Origin of the sequence: Streptomyces sp. NBC_00647 (assembly GCF_045207245.1) — a bacterium.
Lineage (GTDB): Bacteria > Actinomycetota > Actinomycetes > Streptomycetales > Streptomycetaceae > Streptomyces.
The window spans coordinates 9,481,336-9,502,955 of the sequence record NZ_CP109040.1 but is presented as its reverse complement, the minus strand read 5'-3'; the positions used below and the strand labels follow the sequence as shown (position 1 = coordinate 9,502,955).

The following is a 21,620-nucleotide window of genomic DNA, read 5'->3' as shown; positions in this document are numbered from 1 at the left end:
TGCTCGACCAACGATAGTCTCGATGGTCGAGATAATATCATCGGGAGGAACACCGTGGACGATCGGAACCCGGACCTGCACCTGGTCCATCTGCTGCGAGCCGTCACCGTGGAACTCGATCTCTTCGCGGCCGAGTTCGCCGGACTTCATGGCCTGCATCCCACCGATGTGCGCGCACTGATCCACCTCCTGGACGCCGGCCGGGCCGACACGCCCGCCACCCCCGGATGGCTCGGCGCGCAGCTGGGAGTGAACTCGGCGTCGACCACGGCCCTGATCGACCGGCTGGAGGGCCTGGAACTCGTCCGCCGGGAACGGGACACCCGCGACCGCAGGCGGGTCCTGCTCACCGTCACGGACAAGGCCGTCGCCCTGGGCTGGTCCTTCTTCGGTCCGTTGATCGACGAGATGGTCGCCTCGATGCGTACCTTCGACGAGGAGGACCTGGCCACAGTGCGGCGTTTTCTGCTGGCCATGCGTGACGTAGCCGCCACCGGGCGAAGGAATCAGAGGGACGGCTCCGCCGGACAGTGACATGCCGACAAGGCGCAGGTGGCGGCCGACCGGGTGACCGCGACTGCGGACAAGGTGCCCGCAGGCTGTCGGCAGACCGGTCGCGCCTCGCGGCCGTGATCCGCGGCGGTGCGTCACCGCACCCCGGCCACCGGCCGGTGCCTCTCCCGTAGGGCAGGATGGGTGTCATGACCGAGATCCGCACCCCCCGCCTCCTCCTCCGCCGCTGGTACGACGACGACCTCGCCCCCATGGCGGACATCAACGCGGACCCCCAGGTCATGCGCTGGATCGACGACGGGTCGGTGCGCGATCTGGACGACACGGCCGAGGCCATCGAGCGGTGGGAAGAGGAATGGGACGAGGAGGGTTTCGGCCTCTTCGCCGTGGAACTGCTGGGCTCGGGTGAGATGGCCGGCTTCGCGGGACTGTCCGTACCGGAGTACCTGCCGGAGGTCCTGCCCGCCGTGGCGATCAGCTGGCGGTTCGGCGCGCAGTTCTGGGGCCAGGGCTACGCGTCCGAAGCCGCCCACGCCACCCTGGAGTTCGCGCTCCAGGACCGCGGCCTCGACCGCGTCATCAGCATCAACCGGCTGGGCAACGACGCCTCGGAGAACATCGTCCGCAAGCTCGGCATGAAGCCGGAGAGCGAGACGACGCACCCGGTGTACGGCTTCCCGCTGAGCATCCACGCCATCGATCTGACCGAGTTCCAGGCGTGAGGGCGGCTGCTCGCATCTGAACAGCCCTGCCGTCACTCCTGCCCAGGGGATGACGGCAGGGACTGCGGCAGCACTGTGGCAGGGACTGTGGCGACGCCCGGGAAGACGCGACGCCGGGGAGGATCAGTGCCGTGGACGCCCTTCCGCGCCCTCAGCCGGTCTCCGGTGAGCCGGTCGCAGCCTCCCGCCCTGCGGGTCGGACGGCGACCGTGCGGCGAAAGGTCTCGGCCGCGGCCGTGTTCGTGACCACCACGATCGCCATGACCACGGCGGCGACGGGATGCCCGACTCCGTAGAGAGCCGCCGCGCCGCCGCCCAGCACCACCGCCTTGACGACGAGCACGAGGGGCAGCCCCGGTCGCAGCCGCGCCTTCGGCGCCGCGAACAACCACCAGAGCACTGTCCCCAGCAGGGGCGTCCCCACACCGAGCAGGATGTGCGGAGCCGGGCCGTGGCCGACGGTGAACCCCCACCAGCTCAGACATGCCAGCGCGGCGAGTTCCACCATGAACGCCAGGAGTTCGTTGGCCGCGAACCAAGGCCGCTCGGCGAACAGGGTTATGTCGGGGTCCGTTGACATGACGTCCTCTCGTTGCGCCAGGAAGCCCAGCATGACAGGACGCCAACACCTGATCTATCGATTCAACGAACCATGGCCGGACCCGCGGCCGGAACCACAGCCGAAGAGCACCCCCAAGAGGAACGACTGGCCGATTTACGGGAGTTGAGCCCAGCCATGGGTCACCACCTCGTGCCGAGTGCGCATGTCCCACCCGTCGAGTCGGAGGTGAACTACCGGCCACCCAGGGCGACTTGACCCCGTCCGGGCATCAGACCTCAAGCGCCCTCCGTCACCACCCTGAGTCCCGCCAACGACTCTCCGATGAACTGTGACAAGTCCATGTGCCGGTCGCGCCGGCCCTGCTGATCCTGCTCGACCCAACGCCGGAACGCGATCTTGAAGACGGCGATGCCCACCTCCGCGGAGAGGCTCGCCGTGGCGTCGTCGACGCCGCGTTGCCGCAGGGCGTCGGCGAGCGCCGTGGACAGCGAGGCGAGTTTGATCAGCTCGCGTTCCTGCAACTCGGTGTTGGCATCGATCACGGCCTGTCGCCGACGGGCATGCTCCTGGCGTTCCTGCAGCACGCCTGCGGCCGCCTCCAGCGCGGCCGCCACCGCCTCCATCGGGGTGACGGGCTCGGGAGCGCCGGCGACGGCGCCCACGAGCACCTCCTGCAGCGCGCTCGAACCCGCGAACAGCACTTCGCGCTTGTCCGCGTAGTGCCGGAAGAACGTCCGCTCCGTCAGCCCCGCCCGTTCGGCGATCTCCGCCACCGAGGTGCGCTCGAAGCCGCGCTCGACGTAGAGCTCCAGCGCCGCCCGTTCGAGGCGGCCACGCGCGTCCGGCTGCCAGCGACCCATGCCCGGCATCGTACTCGATGACAGTCACTGACATCGAGTGTTACGTTTGATGACAGTGACTGACATCGCCCGGTCGCCCCGCCCACATTTCCCGGCGCGGGGGCGATCGCCCGACACTGGAGGCTTCCTCATGCGCGTTTTCGTCACCGGGGCATCCGGATGGATCGGCTCCGCACTGGTCCCCGAACTCATCGGCGCGGGTCACCAGGTCGTCGGCCTCGCCCGCTCGGACACCTCGGCCGCCGTCCTCACGAAGGCCGGAGCCGACGCCGTGCGCGGCACCCTCGACGACCTCGACGTGCTGCGCGACGCCGCCGACGCGTCGGACGGCGTGGTCCACCTCGCGTTCAAGCACGAGATCGCCTTCTCGGGCGGCTTCCAGAACGCCGCCGACGCGGATCGCCGCGCCGTCGAAACGTTCGGTGACTCGCTCGCGGGTTCCGGCCGACCGTTCGTGCTCGCCTCAGGACTGCTCGGGCTGCTCCCGGGGCAGGTGAGCACCGAGGCCGACGGACGGACGTCCGAGGCGATGCCCGCGCACCTGACGGGCGGCCCGGCGACCCGTATGGGCACCGCCCACCTGACCGTCGCCCTCGCCGACCGGAACATCCGCTCGTCCGTCGTACGGCTCCCCCCGACCGTTCATGGTGACGGCGACCACGGGTTCATGGCGGCCCTGGTCGGCATGGCCCGCGACAAGGGCGTCTCCGGATACATCGGTGACGGCTCCCAACGCTGGCCGGCCGCGCACCGTATCGATGTGGCACGGCTCTTCCGGCTCGCCCTGGAAGGCGCACCGGCCGGCTCGGTCCTCCACGCCTCCGCCGATCAGGGCGTGCCGATCCGTTCGATCGCCGAGGTCATCGGTCGCCACCTCGAAATGCCCACCCGCTCCGTCCCCGCCGAGGACGCCGCCGGGCACTTCACCTGGCTGGCGGCCTTCCTCGGCCTCGACAGCCCGGCATCCAGCGGGGCGACCCGCGAGCTGCTGGGGTGGCGGCCGGACCAGCCGGGCCTGATCGAGGACCTGGACAAGGGCCACTACTTCCGAGCCCAACAGCGGTAGTCGGCCGCTTCTCCCGGCCGGGCGAGGACGGCGAGGCGCCGTCCGGCAGCCGACCCGCGCCGACTCCTCGGATCACGCTCTTGATGACATGAAGCCGCCCGCCGGGTTCCGTCCGGGCGGAACCGGGGCACAGTGGCCGACATGCCTCTCTCGCTGCATCACATCGTCATCGACGCTCACGACCTCCCCGCCCTGGCCCGGTTCTGGGCCGAGGTGCTCCACTGGCGGATCCTGTCCGAGCGGGAGCGGGAGGTCGTGATCGGGCCGGACGAGACGGCCCCGGTGGGCATCTGTTTCATGCCGGTGACGGACCACAAGGTCGTCAAGAACCGCCTGCACCTCGATCTGACGTCCGCGGCCGAGGACCGGGAGGCCGAGATCGAGCGCATCCTCGCACTCGGCGCCCGCAGAGCGGACGTCGGGCAGAGCGGCGACGAGTCATGGACCGTGCTGGCCGATCCGGAGGGTAACGAGTTCTGCGTGGTCCGCCCCAAGGCGACCCTCATCGGCTGAGGGTTGTCCCGTAGATGACCTTTAGCTGGTGCGGCTGTGGTCCGTCCGGCAGCGAGCTGTCCGTCCATCGGGCGCGGTTGAGGGGTGCGGGCGGGCGGGCGATGTTGAGCACGGCAGCTGGAAGTAGGCTGCCTCAGGCTCGCCCTGGTCACGGGTACAGGTACACACGGGGGTGATTGACCTGATAGGTCGTCATGGGTCTGCGGCTGCAGCACCGGTGGCTCGCCGAGCAGGCAGAGTTCTGGGTCTGGTCGGTGCCGCTGCGGTTGCGCTGACGGTGGTGCTGTTGTCGCCTTTCGTGCTGGAGGCGCTCTCCGGCTCCAAGGGCGTGGACTGGAACAGGCTGAGTCAGATCGGCGCGGCGTACGGCTTCACGTCGGCGATCGTCTCGGCGCTGGCGTTGGCCGGCGTTGCCGTTTCCCTGGTCGTGCAGAACCGGCAGGCGAAGGCGGAGCAAGTCCAGGGGATCCGCAGTTACTACCTGGAGCTCGTCCGCCTGGAACTCGACGACATGCCGCTCTTCCAGCCCGTGTGGGGCGACACGGACATCGTCGATCCGCATGAGCAGAAGCGGCATGTCTACGCCGACCTCATGATGAACTACGCGTGGATGGGCTTCGAGATCGGGACCGTTCGCGAAGGCCTGCTGCGCGACATGCTCGCCGGGATGTTCACCGGAGAGGCCGGCCGACATTACTGGAGCAGGGCTCACACCTCGTGGATCGCCGGCACGTCCGCAAGCCGGGTCGGCCGTCGCTTTCTGGCCGTCGTGGGCGAGGAGCACGCACGGGCTGTCGCTTCCGGACCGCCGACGCGCTCGATCATTGCGCCCCGTCCGCCTGCCGTGCCGGCCTCGGCGGCGTCGCCCGCGCTGCGGACATCGGTCGGTGCCCTGATCGGTCTGGGCGCCGGCCTGGCGCTCGGGTCGCTGCTGCGCAGCCGACGCTAGGTGTTGCCTGCCGCAGGCTAGATGATCACGGTGGGGCGATGTGATTACGGCGTCGGAGCCGTCTTGGACAACGTCGTTCTCCGGACTGAGCTCGCGCCGGTTCGGCAAGTTGATGGCTGCCGTGCGGCGTGAGAGCGCCGAGCAGTCGAAGAACTACCGGTATTCCACCAACCAGCCGGTCATGATCGACGGCGACACCCGCCCGGCAGTGGTCGGCCGACCACTGCCGGGCAGCCGTAACGACTGCATGCGACCGCATGGGCGGAATCCGGCGCCAGGGCAGCAGTCGGCGGCACCACTTGCCGACGGCGGTTGTCCGGGCACCGGACTCGTCATGCCCCACCGGCGCCGTGAGGGCGAAGATCTGCCGGACTGGAAAGTCGCGCACAACAAGTCGCACAAGAAGGTCCGCGCCCGCGTGGAACACGTCTTCGCCCGCATGAAGACTTGGAAGATCCTCCGCGACTGCCGCCTCACAGGCGACGGCATCCACCACGCCACGCTCGGCATCGCCCGCTTGCACAGCCCCACCCTCGGCGGATGGCCGGACGGGTTCAGCCGCACGACCCCGAAGATCGTTTACGGGGCAGCCCTCAGGACGTTGCGAGCACGGTCACCGCTCTCCCGAGTCACGCGACCGGGTCCTCACCGATGCGGGCTGTCGGAGCAGGTAGACGGCCGCGATGGAGACCAGGACGGCCATGCAGGCGATGAACACGAGCCCCGCGCCCTCCAGGCCGATCGGACCCACCAGCACGCCCACTCCGATCACCGGCAGTGAGATGCCCGTGTAGGCCACGACGAAGAGGGTGGAGATCACCGCGGCACGCTGGTGCTCGGGAGACGCCTGCGCCACGGTGGCCAGCGCCCCGCGGAAGGCCAGCCCTTGGCCGCCTCCACCGACGATCGCGCTCAGCACCACCAGTGCCAGCAGGTCCCATCGCAACGCGCCCGCGAGCAGCGCGAGCCCGCCGAGGAGCGCGAAGCAGCCCAGCGGCAGTGACCGCCGTACGCCGACCCGGCCGACGGCGAGCTGACCGGCGGTCGAGGCGAAGAAGGCGAGTGCGACGATCAGCCCGCTCACCGCGTGGCTGTGGACGTCCAGGGACTCGGTGAGGAACGCCGGGCTGACCGACGTGAACACCCCGAAGAGGGCGAACCCCACGAACGCGGCGATCGCGGGCGGCCCGAACACCGGCCGCACCTCCGGGGGCAGGCCGGGCCGCTGGGGTCGTACCGTACTCAGCGGCCGGCGTTCCCCTACCGTCTCCGGGAGCCGCAGCAGGACGGCGGCCGAGCAGGCCACCAGGACGAGGTGTACGACGAACGGCAGATACAGCGGCCAGGGCGCGAACTGTGCGAGCAGCCCGGCGAGCAGGGGGCCGCAGCCCAGCCCGCCCATGTTGGCGGCCGTCGCCACGAAGGTGGCCCGGGCGGCGCCGCCCCGGGGGGCCAGTTCCATCACGTACGCCGTGGCGGCCCCGGTGAACAGACCGGCGGACAGTCCGGACAGCAGCCGCCCCACGTACAGCCAGCCCAGCCCGGTGGCGCAGAGGAAGCAGACAGCGCTCGCGGCCGCGAATCCGAGGCCCCACAGCAGCACCGGACGCCTGCCCACCGAGTCCGAGGCGTTGCCCGCCAGCAGCAGCACGCCGATGACCCCGAAGGCGTACACGGCGTACACGACGGTGACCATCAGCTCGGAGAATCCGAACTTCTCCTGGTAGAGGCCGTAGAGAGGGGTCGGCAGTGTGGTGCCGGCCATGCATACGGCGAACACTGCCCCGCTGAGCAAGCATGGGCGCCACCCTCGGCGATCACCGTCCATGCCGCCGACAGTAACGTCGTGCGCCGCCATGGTCCTCCCCGACGTGCCGCGACGGGGCGGGGAGGCCCTGCGCGTGCTCACGATCCGGTACGCCGGAACGTCCGGTCCCCCGCCCGTGGATGACGGACGGGGCACGGTCCGCCCTCCTTGTAGCGGTAGCGGGAGGGCGGACCATGCCGACGACCCGTCAGCGGGTCGGGGCGAGGCGCACGCGGTGCGGCGGGGAGGCGTGTGCCGGGCGCCTCGTCGTCAGGAACAGCCCGTCGGCGTGGGCGTCGTCAGGAACAGCCCGTCGGCGTGGGCGTCGTCAGGAACAGCCCGCCGGCGTCGGCTGTGACGCGTCGTGGATCAGCGCGTCATGGGCGGCCTTCAGCCGCTTCACGTCCGGCTTGACCACCTTCCGGTCGTACGTGACCAGTCCGTTCAGCTCTCCTTCCACGTCCGAGATCTGGGTGTAGACGGCGCCGTTGCCGCCCTTGCAGGCGAGCTTGTGCACCTCGGCCAGCCGGGCCAGGTAGTCGTCGGTGTACGTCGAGGGGTCGACGTCCACGTAGGACTGCTGGACGGACCAGGCGTGTCCGGGCACCGCGAGTCCGAGCCCGCCGTACTCGCCGCTGACCAGGGCCCGTTTCCCGTCCGGGTGCGGTGGCAGCGCGGGGCTCGGGTAGCCGTGCTCGTCGATGATGTCGCCGGTGCCGCCGTCCACGCCGAGGTTGATGCCCGACATGGAGTTGATGAGGCGCGTCGGGTCCCAGGCCTTGGCCTGGTCGGCGATGCGGGCCTCGTCGTACTGGCCCCAGCCCTCGTTGAAGGTCACCCACATGACGATCGACGGGCTGCTGATGTGCTCGTCGATCATCTGCTTCATCTCGCGCTCGTACTCGGCGCGGGACGCGGCGTCCGGGTTGACCCCGGCGGTCATGGCGGGCATGTCCTGCCACACCATCAGGCCGAGGCGGTCCGCCCAGTAGAACCAGCGGTCGGGTTCCACCTTGATGTGCTTGCGGACCGCGTTGAAGCCCATCTCCTTGTGCATCTTCAGGTCGTACGCCAGGGCCTCGTCGGTCGGCGCGGTGTGCAGGCCGTCGGGCCAGAATCCCTGGTCGAGGGTGGCCATCATGAAGACGGGTTCGCCGTTGAGGACGGTGCGCGGGGTTCCGTTCACCTGTTCCACGGCGATGGACCGCATCCCGAAGTAGCTGCCGACACGGTCGGCACCGACGCTCACCTTCAGGTCGTAGAGGAACGGGTCGTCGGGCGACCAGAGGTGCGGGTCGGTGATCTTCAGGGTCAGCGGCTGCCCGGTTCGGCCGGTGACGGTGGCGACCTTGCGGTGTCCGGCGTACGCGGTGGCGGTGACCGGCACTCCGTCCCGGACGCCCTGCGGCTCGACGGTGAGCCGGCCGTTCTCGACGTCGGGCGTCAGCTTGAGCGAGCCGACGTGGTCGGCGGCGACCGGCTCCATCCACACCGTCTGCCAGATTCCGGAGGACGGGGTGTACCAGATGCCGCTGGGGTCGAGGCGCTGCTTGCCGACCGGAGGGTTCTCGCCGCCCTGCGCGTCGGTCGGGTCGTAGACGCCGACGATCAGTTCCTGCGTGCGGCCGGGCTTCAGCGCGGACGTGATGTCGGCGCTGAACTTGTCGTAGCCGCCCTGGTGTTCGGCGACCCTGGTCCCGTTGACAAAGACCTCGGCCCGCCAGTCGACGGCGCCGAAGTTGAGCTGGAGGCGCTTGCCGGAGCCGACCTTCCAGTCGGACGGGACGGTGAAGGTGCGCCGGTACCACATACGGTCCTCGTGCCGTTCGATGCCGGAGAGCTGGGACTCCACGGGGTAGGGCACGAGGATCTTCTCGGCGAGCTTCCTGCCCACCGGCGGCTGCTCACCGGCCTCGGCCGCGGCGAACTGCCACGAGCCGTTCAGGTTGCGCCACTTGTCCCGGGTCAGCTGCGGCCGGGGGTACTCGGGGTGGGCGTTGCCCGGGCCCACGTCGTCCGCCCATTTCGTGCGCAGCTGGTAGGTGGAGTGGTTGGGGCCGCTGCTCCAGAAGGCGTTGACAACGTTGCCGTTCGTCCCGGAGAGGCCGCCCTTGCCGTCGTAGCGCAGGTCGGCGGTGCCACGGGCCGTGCCGGTCTTGTTGCCGACGACGGGTTCCTTCAGGCCGACCAGCAGGGTTTTGGGGTCGGCCGGGTCCAGTTTCGCCGAGACCAGGGGCCACTTGGCGCCGCCGATGACGGCTTCGACATGGCCGGTGAGACCGGCCGGGGGCGCGGTCAGCGCCTGGGCGAAGTCGAGGCGCAGGGTGCGGCCGTCACCCTGGACGGTGGTCGCGATGGCGCCGTCGTAGGCGTATCCGTCGGGCAGCCGGAGGGCCGATTGCGGGACGGCCGCCCTGGTGCCGCCGGGCGGGGTCCAGCGCAGATGGAGGTTCGAGCCGCCGAAGTGCTCGAAGTACTCGACCTTGATGTCGTAGGCCTGACCGGCCGTCAGATCGAGGGCCGGGGAGGTCTGTTCGCGGTCCCAGTCGTCGACCCAGTGGTCGATGGCGAGGCGTCCGTCGACCCACAGCCGGAAGCCGTTGTCGCCGGTGATCGAGAAGGTGTGGGCGCCGGTCTTCTCCGGGACTATCCGGCCGGTCCAGCGGACGTTGACGTCGTCGGACTGACCGGTGGCGAAGTCGAGGCGTGGCTCCAGGTTGTCGAAGTCGAGGTTGGTGTCGAATCCGGTGGCCTTCAGCTCATGGAAGTCGAAGGCGCCGGGGGCGGACTGGGTGTAGTACTCGCCCTTCAGGCCGTGGACTTCCACGGGGTCGTCGGCGGCTGTGGCGGCCGGGGCTGCGGTGAGTCCCGCGGCGCCGAGCACCGCGACGAGCAGGAGTGCCATTCGGGTTCGGAGTCTTCTGATGCGCACGGATCCTCCTTGGCTGAGGAAGGGTGGCGGCTCGTTGCTTCAGTCTGTACAACGTTGGAAGGAACGGGAGTTGGCATCACAGCACGGGTCCCGGCCTCTGTCCAGGGTCATGACAAACGCCCAGGTGACAGAGGCGCACATCGATGAAGAGGAGATCCCTTGCGGGTCAGCCTGAAGGACGTCGCCGAGCACGCCGGCGTCTCGATCAAGACGGTTTCGAACGTCGTGAACAACTATCCGCACGTCACCCCGGCCATGCGGGCACGGGTTCAGGAAGCCATCGACGAGCTGGGCTACCGGCCGAACCTCACGGCGCGCCACCTGCGCAAAGGGCGCACGGGCATCATCGCCCTCGCCATCCCCGAGCTGGGCAACCCGTACTTCGCGGAGCTGGCGGGCGCCGTCATCGACGCCGCCGCCGAGCACGAGTTCACCGTGCTCCTGGACCACACGCGCGGCGACCGTGAACAGGAAGTGCTGGTGAGCCAGGGTTTCCGGGCCAACGTCATCGACGGCCTGATCCTCAGCCCGCTGGAGCTGGAGGACGAGGATCTGCGCTCCCGGACCGACGACGTGCCGCTCGTGCTGCTCGGCGAGCGGGAGTACGAACTGCCCTACGACCACATCGCGATCGACAACGTGGCGGCCGCGCGCAGTGCCGTACGCCATCTGCTGAGCCGCGGACGCTCGCGGATCGCCTACCTGGGGGCCCGGACGGATTCGGCCAACCGGCCCGCCCATCTGCGACTGGCGGGCTGGCGCGAGGAGTTGACGGAGGCCGGGGTGCCCGCGCCCGACGAACTGGTGGTGCCGGTCGGCGGCTGGGACCGCGACGAGGGCGCCCGGGCGATGGCCCGGCTGCTGGATTCCGGAGTGCGCCCGGACGCCGTCTTCGCGTACAACGACCTGGTCGCGATCGGTGCGATGCGGGTGCTGCACGAACGCGGTCTGCGGGTGCCGTGGGACGTGGCGGTGGTCGGCTTCGACGACATCGAGGAGGGGCGATTCGGCGCGGTCACGCTGACGACGGTCTCGCCGGACAAACAGGCCATCGCGCGGATGGCGGTGGCCTCCCTGCTGCGCAGTCTGTCGGGTCGGACCGAGCCCGGCGGACGTGAACTGACCGCGGATTTCAGGCTCGTTGAACGCGAGAGCACCTTGGGGCGGCGCTGACGAGATTTCGGACGGAAGGCTTTACAGCCTCCTTCCAACGATGTAAAAACCTCCCCGGAACGACGTGTACACCGAGTTGACCGCAAGAGCCGATCATCCCCGGGAGCGCTCTCAGCGCCGGGGCCGCGCCGTTTGGGGACTCCATGAAGCCGATCGCACCACGTCATCGCACCTCCGCCAGGACCCTCCTCGCCACCGGCCTCATCACGAGCCTCGCGCTCGTCTCCGGATGCGCGAAGTCGGAGGACGACTCCGCCGACAAGGACAAGAACTCCACCGGCCAGGGCGACTCGGGGCAGGTCGTCGCCTCACCGTCCGCGGGCTCCGGACCGACCTGCGCCATCGACGCCTACGGCGCCCGGAAGATCGACCTGAAGACCGCCACCGTCGGCTTCTCCCAGTCCGAGAAGGAAGCCAACCCCTTCCGGATCGCCGAGACCGCGTCGATCAAGGCCGAGGCGGACAAGCGGGGCGTGAAACTGCTGACGGCCAACGCGCAGTCGCAGTTCTCCAAGCAGATCAGCGACGTCCAGGACCTCATCGCCAAGGGCGCCGACCTCCTCGTGATCGCGCCGCTCAACTCCGACGGCTGGGAACCCGTCCTGCGCTCGGCCTCCGCCAAGCACATCCCGATCATCACCATCGACCGCAAGATCAACGCCACCGCCTGCAAGGACTACGTGAGCTTCATCGGCTCCGACTTCGTGGAGCAGGGCAAGCGGGCCGCCGACCGGATGATCGAGGCCACCGGCGGCAAGGGCGACATCGCCATCCTGCTCGGCGCCGCGGGCAACAACGTGACGACCGAACGCACCCAGGGCTTCGAGGACCGCATCAAGGAGAAGGCCCCCGGCCTCAAGATCGTCTTCAAGCAGACCGGCGAATTCGCCCGGGAGAAGGGCCAGTCGGTCACCGAGAACCTCATCCAGTCCAAGCCCGGCATCACCGGGATCTACGCCGAGAACGACGAGATGGGACTCGGTGCGGTCAACGCCCTCAAGGGGGCCGGCAAGAAGCCGGGCGCGGTGAAGATCGTGACGATCGACGGCACCCGCAACGCCGTCCAGGGCATCGTCGACGGCTGGATCGACGGCGTCGTCGAGTCCAACCCGCGCTTCGGGCCGCTCGCCTTCCAGACCCTGGACACCTTCACCCAGGGCGAGAAGGTCGCCCAGGACATCGTGATCCAGGACAGCGCGTACACCGAGGACAACGCCAAGTCCGACCTGGGCAAGGCCTACTGACATGTTGTCGGTGAACGGCCTGTCCAAGACCTTTCCCGGCGTCAAGGCCCTGTCCTCGGTGGACTTCACGGCCCGCGCCGGGGAGGTGCACGCACTCATCGGAGAGAACGGCGCCGGCAAGTCGACCCTCATCAAGGTCCTCACCGGCGTCTACCGGCCCGACGAGGGCGAGGTGACGTACGACGGCGCCCCGGTCCACTTCGCCACGCCGCTCCAGGCGCAGCACGCGGGAATCTCCACCATCTACCAGGAGGTCAACCTCGTCCCGCTGATGAGCGTGGCCCGCAACCTCTTCCTCGGCCGCGAACCACGCAACCGGCTCGGCCTGATCGACTTCCGGCGTATGCACCGGCAGGCGGACGAGGCCCTGCGCGCACTCGGTCTGCGCGTCGACGTACGCCGGCCGCTGCGTGAACTGGGCGTCGGCGCACAGCAGATGGTGGCCCTCGCCCGCGCCGTCTCCGTCGACGCCCGGGTGGTCGTCATGGACGAGCCGACCTCCTCGCTCGAACCCCGCGAGGTGCGGACCCTGTTCGGAGTGATCCGGATCCTGCGCGAGCGGGGCATCGCGGTGATCTACGTCAGCCACCGGCTCGACGAGCTGTACGAGATCTGCGACGCGGTCACCGTGCTGCGCGACGGCAAGGTGGTGCACACGGGCCGGATCGCCGAACTCGACCGCCTGCGGCTCGTGGCGCTGATGCTGGGCAGGGAGATCGCGGACGTACGACAGGACGGCCTGACCAAGTTCGCGGGCAGCCACGACACGGAGGCCGAACCCGTCCTGGAGGCACATGCCCTGACAGTGCGTCATCAACTGGACGGTGTGTCGGTCTCCGTGCGGCCCGGCGAGGTGGTGGGGCTCGGCGGACTGCTCGGTTCGGGCCGCACCGAGACCGCGAAGGCCATCGCGGGCGCTCTGCCCACCGACTCCGGGCGGGTCGTGGTGGCGGGCGTGCGCGTGCGCTCCGGCTCGACCCCCGCCGCGATCCGGGCCGGCATCAGTCTGCTGCCCGAGGACCGCAAGGCCGAGGGCATCGTGCCGGGCCTCTCGGTCCGCGAGAACATCGCGCTCGCCGCGCTGCCAGGGCTCTCGCGCTTCGGTCTGGTCGACGAGGCACGCATCGACCGGATCGTGGAGACCTTCATGAAACGGCTGCGGATCAAGGCCGCGAGCCCCCACCAGAAGGTGGGCGAACTGTCCGGCGGCAACCAGCAGAAGGTCCTGCTGGCCCGCTGGCTGGCCATGCAGCCCAAGGTCCTGCTCCTCGACGAGCCGACCCGTGGCATCGACGTCGGCGCCAAGGCGGAGGTGCAGAAACTGATCGACGAACTGGCCGACGACGGACTCGGCGTCCTCCTGATCTCCTCCGATCCCGAGGAACTGATCGAGGGCAGCGACCGGGTGATCGTGCTCAAGGACGGCGCGGTCGTGGAAGAACTGACCGGCGACGCCGTCACCGAGGACCGGCTGATGCGCGCCATCGCCACCGCACCCGCCGCATCCGCCGTCCCCACCGCGACGGCTACCGGCACGGGCCCGGGAGGCCACGATGACTGACCTGACGCTGGGCCGGGTGACCGCCGACCGCGACCGGCTGCTGCGCCTGCTCCAGGAATACGGCGTGTACCTGGGCGTCGTGGTCCTCTTCCTGGTGAACACGGTGTTCACGCCGCACTTCCTGTCCACCGAGAACTTCCGCACCCAGGCGGTCCAGGTGGCCCCGGTCCTGATCGTGGCGCTCGGCATGGCGCTGGCGATCGGCAGCGAGGGCGTCGACCTGGCGGTGGGCTCGGTGATGGCCCTGTCCACCTCGCTCCTGTCCCTCTACCTCGGCTACGGGCCCGGCCTCGCCATCCTCGTCGCGCTGGTCGGCGGCGCCGTGATCGGCGTCGCCAACGGCTCGCTCATCGCCTTCGTCGGCGTCCAGCCGATCGTCGCGACACTGGCCCTGATGGTCGCGGGGCGCGGACTGGCCCTGGTGCTCCTCCCCCAGCTCAAGGACGTCCGCGACCCGGCCATGGCGGAACTCGGCGCGGGCGACGTGCTGGGCATCCCGTACGTCGTGCTGATCGCCGTCGCCCTCGCCCTGCTCGTCGCCTTCGTCGTGCGCCGCACGACGTTCGGCCGCCGGCTCCTGGCCATCGGGGACAGCCGCCCGGCGGCCCGGCTCGCCGGACTGCCGGTGCGCCGCGTACTGATCCTGGTGTACGTCTGCTCCGGCGTCCTCGCGGCCGCCGCGGGCGTGCTGGCCACCGCCCGCCTGACCGCGAGCGACCCGACCTCGCTCGGCAACCTGATGGAACTGTCCGCGATCACCGCGGTCGTGGTCGGCGGCACCCCGCTGAGCGGAGGCCGGGTCCGCATCGGCGGCACGGTCGCCGGCGCGGTCCTCATCCAATTGCTCACCACCACGCTCATCAAGCACGATCTGCCGCCGTCGTGGACCCAGATCGCCCAGGCCGTGGTGATCGTCCTCGCCGTCTACGCGGCACGGGAACGGGGAAAGCGATGACGACCGACGTGGACACTCCGGTACGCGCGAAGCACACGGCCGAGGCCGAGGCGTCCGGCTCCGGCCGCTCCGAGCGGGTCAGCGCCCTCGCCCAGCAGCACGGCGCCCTGGTCACCCTGATCGTCGCGATGATCGCGGCGTCCCTCGGCTTCGACACCTTCCTGACCGGCGACAACCTCGAGAACATGGCGCTCTCCTCGGCGTTCCTCGCCGTGGTCGCACTCGGCATGACCTTCGTCATCATCACCGGCGGCATCGATCTGTCGGTGGGCTCGCTCTTCGCCCTCGGCGGCGTCCTGGCGGCCTGGGGTTCGCAGTACGGAACGGCGGTCGCCCTGCTGTTGCCGCTGGTGGTATGCGGACTGATCGGCCTGGTCAACGGCCTGCTGATCGCCTGTTCGGGCCTGACCCCCTTCATCGTCACCCTGGCCGCGATGCTGGGCGCCCGGGGCATCCTGCTCTCCGTCACCGACGAGGGCTCGAAGACGTACCTCGTGGACAAGGAGTCGTTCTTCGCCAAGCTCGGACAGGGCACGCTGCTCGGTGTCGGCGTGCCCGTGTGGATCACCGTGGCGCTGTTCGTGCTCGGCGCGGTCGTGCTCCGGCGCACCCGGTTCGGCCAGTACGTGTACGCGGTCGGCGGGAACGAGGACGCGGCGGCGCTGATGGGCGCGCCCGTGGCCCGTACGAAAATCTCCGTCTACACGCTCTCCGGGCTGTGCGCGGGGCTCGCCGGAGCGCTCAACGCGGCCTGGCTGGTGTCCGGCGTGACGATCCTCGGCTCCGGCATGGAACTGGAGGCGATCTCCGCGGTCGTCATCGGCGGCACCCTGCTCACCGGCGGCTTCGGCTTCATCAGCGGCTCGCTCGTGGGCGTGCTCCTGCTGAAGGTCATCCAGAACGTCATCAACCAGATCGGCTCCCTGGACTCCGCCTACCAACAGGTCGTCAGCGGCGCCTTCCTGGCCGTCGTGGTCATCGCGCAGACGTGGCTCGGACGCAGACGCCGGGTGCTGTGAGGGCCGCGGCCCCGACTCCGTCGTCGACGGCCGCGCCCCGTCGCGGGTCACCGGACCACTGCGGGTCACCCCGACCCACGGATGCCGGCACCCCTCACACCCTCGTCATGGCGACGCGCCAGGCCCGGATGCCGGCCGGGTCCAGGGTGATCTCGATCGTGGCCGGCTCGATGGAGTCGACGCGCAGCGCGTCGGCGAAGGCGTCCGTGATCTCCTCCCGCGTCAGCCGGTGCGGGCCCCTGGCCCCGGTCTCGGGCTCACGGTCGCTGAAGCACAGCATGAAGTAGCGGCCACCGGGGCGCAGCACCGCCCGCAGTCCGCCGGTGAAGGCGGCGCGGTCGTCCGGGTCGAGCATGTGGAACAGACCGGAGTCGAGCACGGTGTCGAACCGCTCCTCCAGAGCCGCGAGTCGCCGCGCGTCGTAATGGAGGAACCGCACCTCGGCGCCGCGCCGACGCGCCTTGTCCTCGGCGGCCCGCAACGCGGTGTTCGCCAGGTCCACGCCGAAGACCTCGAGGCCGAGGCCGGCACACATGAGCGCGTGTTCTCCCGTGCCGCAGCCGACGTCCAGCACCCGTCCCCGGATGGCGCCCGATCGCGCGAGGTCGAGAAAGGCCGGCTGCGGATGTCCGATCTCCCACGGCGGCCGGACGGCGTACAGGTCGTCGAGCCATTGCCAGGGGTTCGTGGCATCCGCTTCGTCGTGCGAGGACAGTCCGGCCATGCCATCGACCTCCCACCGCGTCGCCATCGCCCGGCTCCGGCGCCCGGGTTCACGTCACCGGTTCACGTCACGGCAGCGCTCTCCCCGTCGACTCTACGCCGAGGGGGCTTTTCGGGCCGTACGGGCGACGGCGCGTGCCGAAGGCCGTGCGCGGCTCCAGACTTCGCCCGAAGGCCCAAGTCCGTGGACCCCTCCCCCGAGCGGAAGGGTCCACGCGTGCTCGGACGCAGAAGACCCGCACCGTGCGGTGCGGGTCTTCTGCGGTGCTTCCGTCCTGCGGGCCCCTGGTTCTCACCAGGTCCGATCGGGCCCGTGACTACAGCCGGTCATCTCCACGTCCTGACCGGATGCTGTCCGCGCGCACCCTCGACGGGTGTGCTTTCAGACGCTGTTCAGCCCCGGCCCGGACCGTGCCCGTGGCCCTGTCCCTGACCCTGGCCCTGACCCTGTCCCTGACCCTGTCCCTGGCCCTGACCCTGACCCTGGCCCTGGCGCGGACCGCGGTTGTCACCGTGCCCGCGGTTGTCACCGTGACCCCGGTTGTCGCCGTGCCCGCGGTTGTCACCGTGACCCCGGTTGTCGCCGTGACCCCGGTTGTCGCCGTGCCCTCGGTTGTCACCGTGACCCCGGTTGTCGCCATGCCCTCGGTTGTCACCGTGACCCCGGTTGTCGCCATGCCCACGGTTGTCACCGTGACCCCGGTTGTCGCCATGCCCACGGTTGTCACCGTGACCCCGGTTGTCGTCGCGTCCGTGGTCACGGTCGTGGTGCCGGCCCCACGAGACGTTGTCGACGAAGCGGCCGCGCTCGGTCCTCAGGGTGGCGGTGTCGGAGCGGTTGTCCCACACCTCGGCACGGCGGTCCTGGTAGACGTCGCGGCTGGTGTCGCGGCCGTAGCCGGTGTGGACACGGACGGTGGAGCGGCCGGCCAGGTAGTAGTGGTGGAACGTGTAGCGGTTGCCGTCCTCGTCCGACAGCGTCCAGCCGTTCAGGTTCACCGAGCGGCGGTTCGAGTTGGTGATTTCCACCCACTCCGCGTTCAGGGAACGGCTGGAGCGGTCGTCAAAGCCCGGCGCGTCGCTCTGGACCCTGCTGATGGCGACGTGCGTGCGCTCATGGCGCGGCTCCGCGGCGGAGGCCGACACGGCGGCCGAGCCGACCAGCGTGCCGGCGGCGAGGACCGCGGCCGCCAGACGACGGGCCGTGACAGACGTGGAAGCGGACATGAATGCTCCTCAAGGTTCGAGAGCAGGCACACCCTGAGCAGCGCCCCTTTGTAGGGAACTGCACGGTGCGACCTTGTGCGAGTCCCGGCCCGGTGGCCGAGGACTCATAAGTTCCTCCTCGTCCCGGCCCGATACGAGCGACACCCGACCGCTGTTACCGATTGAGAACATTTCGGTTACAGACGCCTGTATCCGGCCTTTAACTGCCGAAAGCTGAAGAGTGCGGGACTGTCATCCTCAACTCCCGTACTCCTACAGCTTCTGGCCCATAAGCGGGCATCCGGCACATCGGCCCACGTCGTGCACCCGTCACCCGAAAGTGAGTAACACGGTTCCGCCCCCGACCGACCCGAAACGGGTACGCCACGTCTCCACAGGGCCACCTGACAACGCCTCAGGAACGGGAAGGGCATGGGGCCCCGAGGAGACATCACACAATGCGTGCCGTTTTCACCCCACTTGCACATTCCTGCCAAATAATCGGACCGCAGGGTGCCGCATCCGCCGAGTTGCGAGCGAGGCGTTCCGCCGTTGACCGGCCCGAAGGACTTGGCGGGGGCCGACCACCGTGACGTTCACGGCCGTACAGACGGCGGCCGTGCCCGGGCAGGCCCCGGAGCGTCGAGGTGACGGTCAGACTCGGCCGGGGGCAGCGACACGCAGGTCCAGGAGCTGCCGGGTGTGCCTGGGCACGTGGTCCTCGGCCAGGCCGTCGATGAGGGCGGCGAGCGGAACCGGCTGGTCCAGCACGAGTGCGTCGCCGGACAGGAGGAGCGAGGGCACCAGGACCGCCGCGGCCTGCTCGCCGAGCCGGTCGGCGATGCCACACAGGACGGTGACCTGGCTCCGCAGATGGGCTGTCAGGTCCGCCCTGCCCGCGTGCTCGGCGATGATCCGCTCGAGATTCCATGGGTCGAGGGAGACACGGTTGTCGAAGGTCGGGCGTGAACCGGAGACGACACCAAGAGCGACGGCCGCGATCGCGGCGTCGACGCTGAGGAGGTGAGCCAGTATCTGATCGGCGTTCCATCCTCCGTCCTCGGCTTCACCGAGGTCGGGCCTGGCCGCGATGTCGAACAACGTGTCGTAGGCGGCGCGAAGCCCTGTCGTGTCCATGGGTGGTTCCTTTCGGTCGTGCCGATGTGAGCGCGACGACGCCTACTCCCCCGCTTCGGCGACGCGCTTGACGTGCGCGAGCCGCCGGTCCCAGTCCGCCGCGAGCGCGGCCATCCACCGGGCGGTCGCGTCCAGCGCCGCGGGCCGCAGCGCGTACCGCACTTCACGTCCGACGCGGCCGCCGGAAACCAGTCCTGCGGCGTCCAGGACGGCGAGGTGCTTGACGACCGCCTGCCGTGAGACAGGGAGTCGTTCGGCGAGGGTCGTCGCGGTGGCCGTGCCCTGTTCGGCCAGCAGATCGAGCAGTTGACGGCGCGTCGGGTCGGCCAGCGCACCGAGGACGCTGTCGACATCCTCGGCGGCGCCTGCAGCCTGTTCCTCCCTCACGGCGACGGCTGTTCGGCGCGCTTCTTGAGCGCGTCGAGTTCCAGGGGCCAGCCCGCGCTGTGGTCCTTCAGGTTCTGGCTGCGCAGCTCCTCGGACCCGGCCAGTGCCGCGAATCCGCTCTCCACCACGCGCAGCCGCGTCCGGTCGCCCTCCTGGGTCAGCGTGAACTCCACGAGGGTGCTGTTCTCCTCGCGCAGTTCCTCCCCGGGGAACGCACTGGTCCAGCGGTAGGCCAAGTACGTCGGCGGCTGAACCTTCTCCACACGTACGGGGAAGTCGCCGTGCTCGGCGTTCTTCGCCACCATCGACTCACCCTCCCTCGCCACAGTGCCGGGCAGGCTCGCCTTGTCGGCGACCCAGAAGCCGGGTTGGGCCACCAGCGACCAGACGCGTTCCAGAGGTGCCTCGATCAAGGTTTCGCGTTCGATCCGGTCAGCGCTCATGAGGGGACTCCTTCATCGCCACGATCAGATGCAACTCCAGGGTTGCACAATGACCCTCGTGGTGCAACCCGAGAGTTGCACCACGAGGGCGTGGCGACCCGCCGGTCAGCGGAACTCGTGCACCAGCTGGATCCTGCCGACGATGTGGGCGTTGAACTCGTCCAACTCCTCGGCGGGTACCCACAGCTCCAGGATGGTCCGGCCCCCTGCCTGCTGGACGGGGTACCGGCGCAGGAACTCCGAGTCGACCTCGAAGCGGGTGACGAAACCGGCACCGTCGTGCTTGACGTTCCAGTCCCTCGCGATCTTCACCGCGTAGTCCTCGTCGAGGACGGGGTAGAAGATCGGCTGCTCGGGAAGGCGGGGTGGCCAGGCGCTCCAGTCCAGCGCCCGGACGAGGTCCAGTTCCGCGGGGCCGGTCGGGCGCCACAGAGTCGTCGTCGCGCGCTGACTGTTCATGGGCGTCACTCTCTGGATGTGGCATACCGCTCGTTCGGTCGGCCGGGATTGCAGACCGTACGACAACACCAGCGCGACAGCCACGCCGATTTCGAGTGGAGACCCGGCCGGCCGGCTGCCCGACCGCGCTCAGGAGCGGAGCGCGACGTCGAGTTCGCGGACGAACGCTCCCACGCGCCCGCCTCCGGAAGGGGCCTGATCGTCACGGCGCCCTGGAAGGCCGTGCCTCGGCGCCGTTCAGGAGCGCCGCACGACCGCCGCTGTGCCCTGCCCGTCGGGCCCTGGGCCTGTGCTCAGGTGTCCAGGCGGACCGGCATCAGCATGGAGAGCGTGTTCTCGTCGTCGGGCCGTCGGATCGCGATGGGCGCGGTGGGGGCGCCGATCTCCAGGATCAGTCGGTCCCGGGCTCCTGCGGCGAGCGCGTGCAGCAGGAACTCGCGGTTGACGGCTACCTGGTCCTGATCGTCGTCGCCGTCTTCGACGAGGGTCACCGTGCCGTCGGCCGTCACCTTGAGCACAGTGAGGTCGGGAGCCTTGTCGTCCGGGCCGTGTTCGTCGCTCGTGCGGACGGGACCGGTCCGCACCGCCTCCTGGAAGGCCGCCGCGTCGACGACCGCGCGTCGTCCGGCCGGCAGGTGGACGAGGCGACGGTAGTCGGGGAAGTCGTGGTCGAGGCATTGGCCCGCCGCCTGCCGGTCCCCGGTCTCGAGCGTCACCCGGTCGCCGTCCACGGCGAGTTGGACGTGGTCCTCGCCGCTGAGCAGTGCGCGCATCGCGTCGGCCAGTGGGGAGGGGACGATGACCTGCGCGCGGGAATCGGCGGGCCCGTCGGCCTCGGCGTGCGCGACGGCCATCCGGTACCGGTCGGTGGCCACGACGTGAAGGGTCCCGCCGTCGACGTCGAAGAGGACACCACCGAGCATCGGCAGCTCCGGGTCGGTGCCGGCGGCGAAACGGACCGCGTCCAGCGCGGCGGCCAGCTCCGGCGCGGAGACCGTCAGGCGGGCGGCGGCGGTGCGGGGCAAAGGCATGGGTTTCTCCCTGCGTTCGAGGAGTGCTCGGAGCGTGGAGAACTCGCTGCGGGCATCGGACAACCCCGCCTCAAGACGGCGCACATGCGCCTGAAAGAGCCTTCGCACGAGGTCGGTGTCCGCGCCGGACCAGCCCGCGAGCATCAACCGGATGTCCGCCAACGGCATACCGGCCCGGCGCAACCGAGCCAGCAACCGGGCTTCGTCGAGCTGCTCCGGGTCGTACCAGCGGTAGCCGCTCACCGGATCCACCCAGGCAGGGACCAGCACACCGCCACGGTCGTAGAACCGCAGGGCGCTGACGCTCAGTCCGCTGTCCCGGGCCATCTCACCAATGCTGCGCATCTCGCTCTCCACA

The 21,620-nt window shown here is 69.8% G+C and carries 21 protein-coding genes and 1 pseudogene; 11 read left to right on the top strand and 11 right to left on the bottom strand.

Annotated elements, in window-relative coordinates:
- Positions 1-54 precede the first annotated feature (54 nt).
- Complete coding sequence (locus tag OG788_RS41770; protein WP_351545927.1) at positions 55-534, top strand: MarR family winged helix-turn-helix transcriptional regulator; 480 nt, start codon at positions 55-57, stop codon at positions 532-534.
- A gap of 167 nt (positions 535-701) precedes the next feature.
- The gene (locus tag OG788_RS41765) at positions 702-1,235 is read left to right on the top strand and encodes a GNAT family N-acetyltransferase (protein ID WP_406376122.1); all 534 of its coding nucleotides are present in this window, start codon (positions 702-704) and stop codon (positions 1,233-1,235) included.
- A gap of 151 nt (positions 1,236-1,386) precedes the next feature.
- Here OG788_RS41765 and OG788_RS41760 read toward each other — a convergent pair whose 3' ends face one another.
- A complete protein-coding gene (locus OG788_RS41760) occupies positions 1,387-1,815 on the bottom strand; it encodes a YrdB family protein (protein WP_406376121.1) in 429 nt (142 codons plus the stop codon).
- A gap of 257 nt (positions 1,816-2,072) precedes the next feature.
- Positions 2,073-2,657, bottom strand: a complete 585-nt coding sequence (locus OG788_RS41755; protein ID WP_406376120.1) for a TetR family transcriptional regulator — start codon at positions 2,655-2,657, stop codon at positions 2,073-2,075.
- A gap of 130 nt (positions 2,658-2,787) precedes the next feature.
- Between OG788_RS41755 and OG788_RS41750 the strand changes: the two genes are divergently transcribed.
- The 4 genes and pseudogenes from OG788_RS41750 to OG788_RS41735 form a co-directional block, all read left to right on the top strand.
- Complete coding sequence (locus OG788_RS41750; protein ID WP_406376119.1) at positions 2,788-3,723, top strand: SDR family oxidoreductase; 936 nt, start codon at positions 2,788-2,790, stop codon at positions 3,721-3,723.
- A gap of 141 nt (positions 3,724-3,864) precedes the next feature.
- The gene (locus tag OG788_RS41745; protein ID WP_351545912.1) at positions 3,865-4,236 is read left to right on the top strand and encodes a VOC family protein; all 372 of its coding nucleotides are present in this window, start codon (positions 3,865-3,867) and stop codon (positions 4,234-4,236) included.
- A gap of 172 nt (positions 4,237-4,408) precedes the next feature.
- Complete coding sequence (locus tag OG788_RS41740; protein ID WP_406376118.1) at positions 4,409-5,185, top strand: DUF6082 family protein; 777 nt, start codon at positions 4,409-4,411, stop codon at positions 5,183-5,185.
- Positions 5,186-5,225: 40 nt separating this feature from the next.
- Positions 5,226-5,726: pseudogene (locus OG788_RS41735) on the top strand (transposase family protein); the annotation flags it as partial.
- Between the two features lie 72 nt (positions 5,727-5,798).
- Here OG788_RS41735 and OG788_RS41730 read toward each other — a convergent pair.
- A complete protein-coding gene (locus OG788_RS41730; RefSeq protein WP_351545906.1) occupies positions 5,799-7,013 on the bottom strand; it encodes an MFS transporter in 1,215 nt (404 codons plus the stop codon).
- 307 nt (positions 7,014-7,320) lie between these two features.
- Entirely contained in the window at positions 7,321-9,924 is a 2,604-nt protein-coding gene (locus tag OG788_RS41725) for a PA14 domain-containing protein (RefSeq protein ID WP_406376117.1), read from the bottom strand.
- 159 nt (positions 9,925-10,083) lie between these two features.
- On the opposite strand from OG788_RS41725, the gene OG788_RS41720 reads away from it, so the two are divergent.
- The 5 genes from OG788_RS41720 (at position 10,084) to OG788_RS41700 (ending at position 15,876) form a co-directional block, all read left to right on the top strand.
- Positions 10,084-11,097, top strand: a complete 1,014-nt coding sequence (locus OG788_RS41720) for a LacI family DNA-binding transcriptional regulator (RefSeq protein ID WP_351545900.1) — start codon at positions 10,084-10,086, stop codon at positions 11,095-11,097.
- 143 nt (positions 11,098-11,240) lie between these two features.
- Positions 11,241-12,341: an ABC transporter substrate-binding protein gene (locus tag OG788_RS41715; RefSeq protein ID WP_406376116.1), complete on the top strand. Its 1,101-nt coding sequence runs from the start codon at positions 11,241-11,243 to the stop codon at positions 12,339-12,341.
- A 1-nt stretch (position 12,342) separates the two neighbouring features.
- Positions 12,343-13,902, top strand: a complete 1,560-nt coding sequence (locus OG788_RS41710) for a sugar ABC transporter ATP-binding protein (protein WP_406376115.1) — start codon at positions 12,343-12,345, stop codon at positions 13,900-13,902.
- A complete protein-coding gene (locus tag OG788_RS41705) occupies positions 13,895-14,857 on the top strand; it encodes an ABC transporter permease (protein ID WP_406376114.1) in 963 nt (320 codons plus the stop codon). Before OG788_RS41710 ends, OG788_RS41705 begins: the two co-directional genes overlap by 8 nt.
- On the top strand, positions 14,854-15,876 hold the full coding sequence (locus tag OG788_RS41700; protein ID WP_406376113.1) for an ABC transporter permease: 1,023 nt from the start codon (positions 14,854-14,856) through the stop codon (positions 15,874-15,876). Before OG788_RS41705 ends, OG788_RS41700 begins: the two co-directional genes overlap by 4 nt.
- A 94-nt stretch (positions 15,877-15,970) precedes the next feature.
- Here the strand turns inward: OG788_RS41700 and OG788_RS41695 are convergent, their stop codons facing one another.
- From OG788_RS41695 to OG788_RS41665, 7 genes are all read right to left on the bottom strand, one after another.
- Complete coding sequence (locus OG788_RS41695) at positions 15,971-16,600, bottom strand: class I SAM-dependent methyltransferase (RefSeq protein WP_406376112.1); 630 nt, start codon at positions 16,598-16,600, stop codon at positions 15,971-15,973.
- 392 nt (positions 16,601-16,992) lie between these two features.
- Positions 16,993-17,826, bottom strand: coding sequence for a lamin tail domain-containing protein (locus OG788_RS41690; protein ID WP_406376111.1), 834 nt, complete (start codon positions 17,824-17,826; stop codon positions 16,993-16,995).
- A gap of 633 nt (positions 17,827-18,459) precedes the next feature.
- Complete coding sequence (locus OG788_RS41685; protein WP_406376110.1) at positions 18,460-18,942, bottom strand: hypothetical protein; 483 nt, start codon at positions 18,940-18,942, stop codon at positions 18,460-18,462.
- Positions 18,943-18,984: 42 nt separating this feature from the next.
- On the bottom strand, positions 18,985-19,329 hold the full coding sequence (locus OG788_RS41680; RefSeq protein WP_406376109.1) for an ArsR/SmtB family transcription factor: 345 nt from the start codon (positions 19,327-19,329) through the stop codon (positions 18,985-18,987).
- Positions 19,326-19,772 (bottom strand): SRPBCC domain-containing protein, encoded by a 447-nt coding sequence (locus tag OG788_RS41675; protein WP_406376108.1) that lies wholly within the window; start codon positions 19,770-19,772, stop codon positions 19,326-19,328. The genes OG788_RS41680 and OG788_RS41675 overlap by 4 nt, the downstream gene beginning before the upstream one ends.
- 105 nt (positions 19,773-19,877) lie before the next feature.
- A complete protein-coding gene (locus OG788_RS41670; protein ID WP_406376107.1) occupies positions 19,878-20,231 on the bottom strand; it encodes a hypothetical protein in 354 nt (117 codons plus the stop codon).
- Positions 20,232-20,524: 293 nt separating this feature from the next.
- Positions 20,525-21,607, bottom strand: coding sequence for a MerR family transcriptional regulator (locus tag OG788_RS41665; protein ID WP_406376106.1), 1,083 nt, complete (start codon positions 21,605-21,607; stop codon positions 20,525-20,527).
- Between the last annotated feature and the right edge of the window lie 13 nt (positions 21,608-21,620).

What these genes read in the sequence shown, in the direction of transcription:
- OG788_RS41765 (WP_406376122.1), top strand. Translation starts at nt 702, where the DNA reads ATGACCGAGATCCGCACCCCCCGCCTCCTCCTCCGCCGCTGGTACGAC.
- OG788_RS41760 (WP_406376121.1), bottom strand. Translation starts at nt 1,815, where the DNA reads ATGTCAACGGACCCCGACATAACCCTGTTCGCCGAGCGGCCTTGGTTC.
- OG788_RS41755 (WP_406376120.1), bottom strand. Translation starts at nt 2,657, where the DNA reads ATGGGTCGCTGGCAGCCGGACGCGCGTGGCCGCCTCGAACGGGCGGCG.
- OG788_RS41750 (WP_406376119.1), top strand. Translation starts at nt 2,788, where the DNA reads ATGCGCGTTTTCGTCACCGGGGCATCCGGATGGATCGGCTCCGCACTG.
- OG788_RS41745 (WP_351545912.1), top strand. Translation starts at nt 3,865, where the DNA reads ATGCCTCTCTCGCTGCATCACATCGTCATCGACGCTCACGACCTCCCC.
- OG788_RS41730 (WP_351545906.1), bottom strand. Translation starts at nt 7,013, where the DNA reads ATGGACGGTGATCGCCGAGGGTGGCGCCCATGCTTGCTCAGCGGGGCA.
- OG788_RS41715 (WP_406376116.1), top strand. Translation starts at nt 11,241, where the DNA reads ATGAAGCCGATCGCACCACGTCATCGCACCTCCGCCAGGACCCTCCTC.
- OG788_RS41710 (WP_406376115.1), top strand. Translation starts at nt 12,343, where the DNA reads ATGTTGTCGGTGAACGGCCTGTCCAAGACCTTTCCCGGCGTCAAGGCC.
- OG788_RS41705 (WP_406376114.1), top strand. Translation starts at nt 13,895, where the DNA reads ATGACTGACCTGACGCTGGGCCGGGTGACCGCCGACCGCGACCGGCTG.
- OG788_RS41700 (WP_406376113.1), top strand. Translation starts at nt 14,854, where the DNA reads ATGACGACCGACGTGGACACTCCGGTACGCGCGAAGCACACGGCCGAG.
- OG788_RS41695 (WP_406376112.1), bottom strand. Translation starts at nt 16,600, where the DNA reads ATGGCCGGACTGTCCTCGCACGACGAAGCGGATGCCACGAACCCCTGG.
- OG788_RS41690 (WP_406376111.1), bottom strand. Translation starts at nt 17,826, where the DNA reads ATGTCCGCTTCCACGTCTGTCACGGCCCGTCGTCTGGCGGCCGCGGTC.
- OG788_RS41685 (WP_406376110.1), bottom strand. Translation starts at nt 18,942, where the DNA reads ATGGACACGACAGGGCTTCGCGCCGCCTACGACACGTTGTTCGACATC.
- OG788_RS41675 (WP_406376108.1), bottom strand. Translation starts at nt 19,772, where the DNA reads ATGAGCGCTGACCGGATCGAACGCGAAACCTTGATCGAGGCACCTCTG.
- OG788_RS41670 (WP_406376107.1), bottom strand. Translation starts at nt 20,231, where the DNA reads ATGAACAGTCAGCGCGCGACGACGACTCTGTGGCGCCCGACCGGCCCC.
- OG788_RS41665 (WP_406376106.1), bottom strand. Translation starts at nt 21,607, where the DNA reads ATGCGCAGCATTGGTGAGATGGCCCGGGACAGCGGACTGAGCGTCAGC.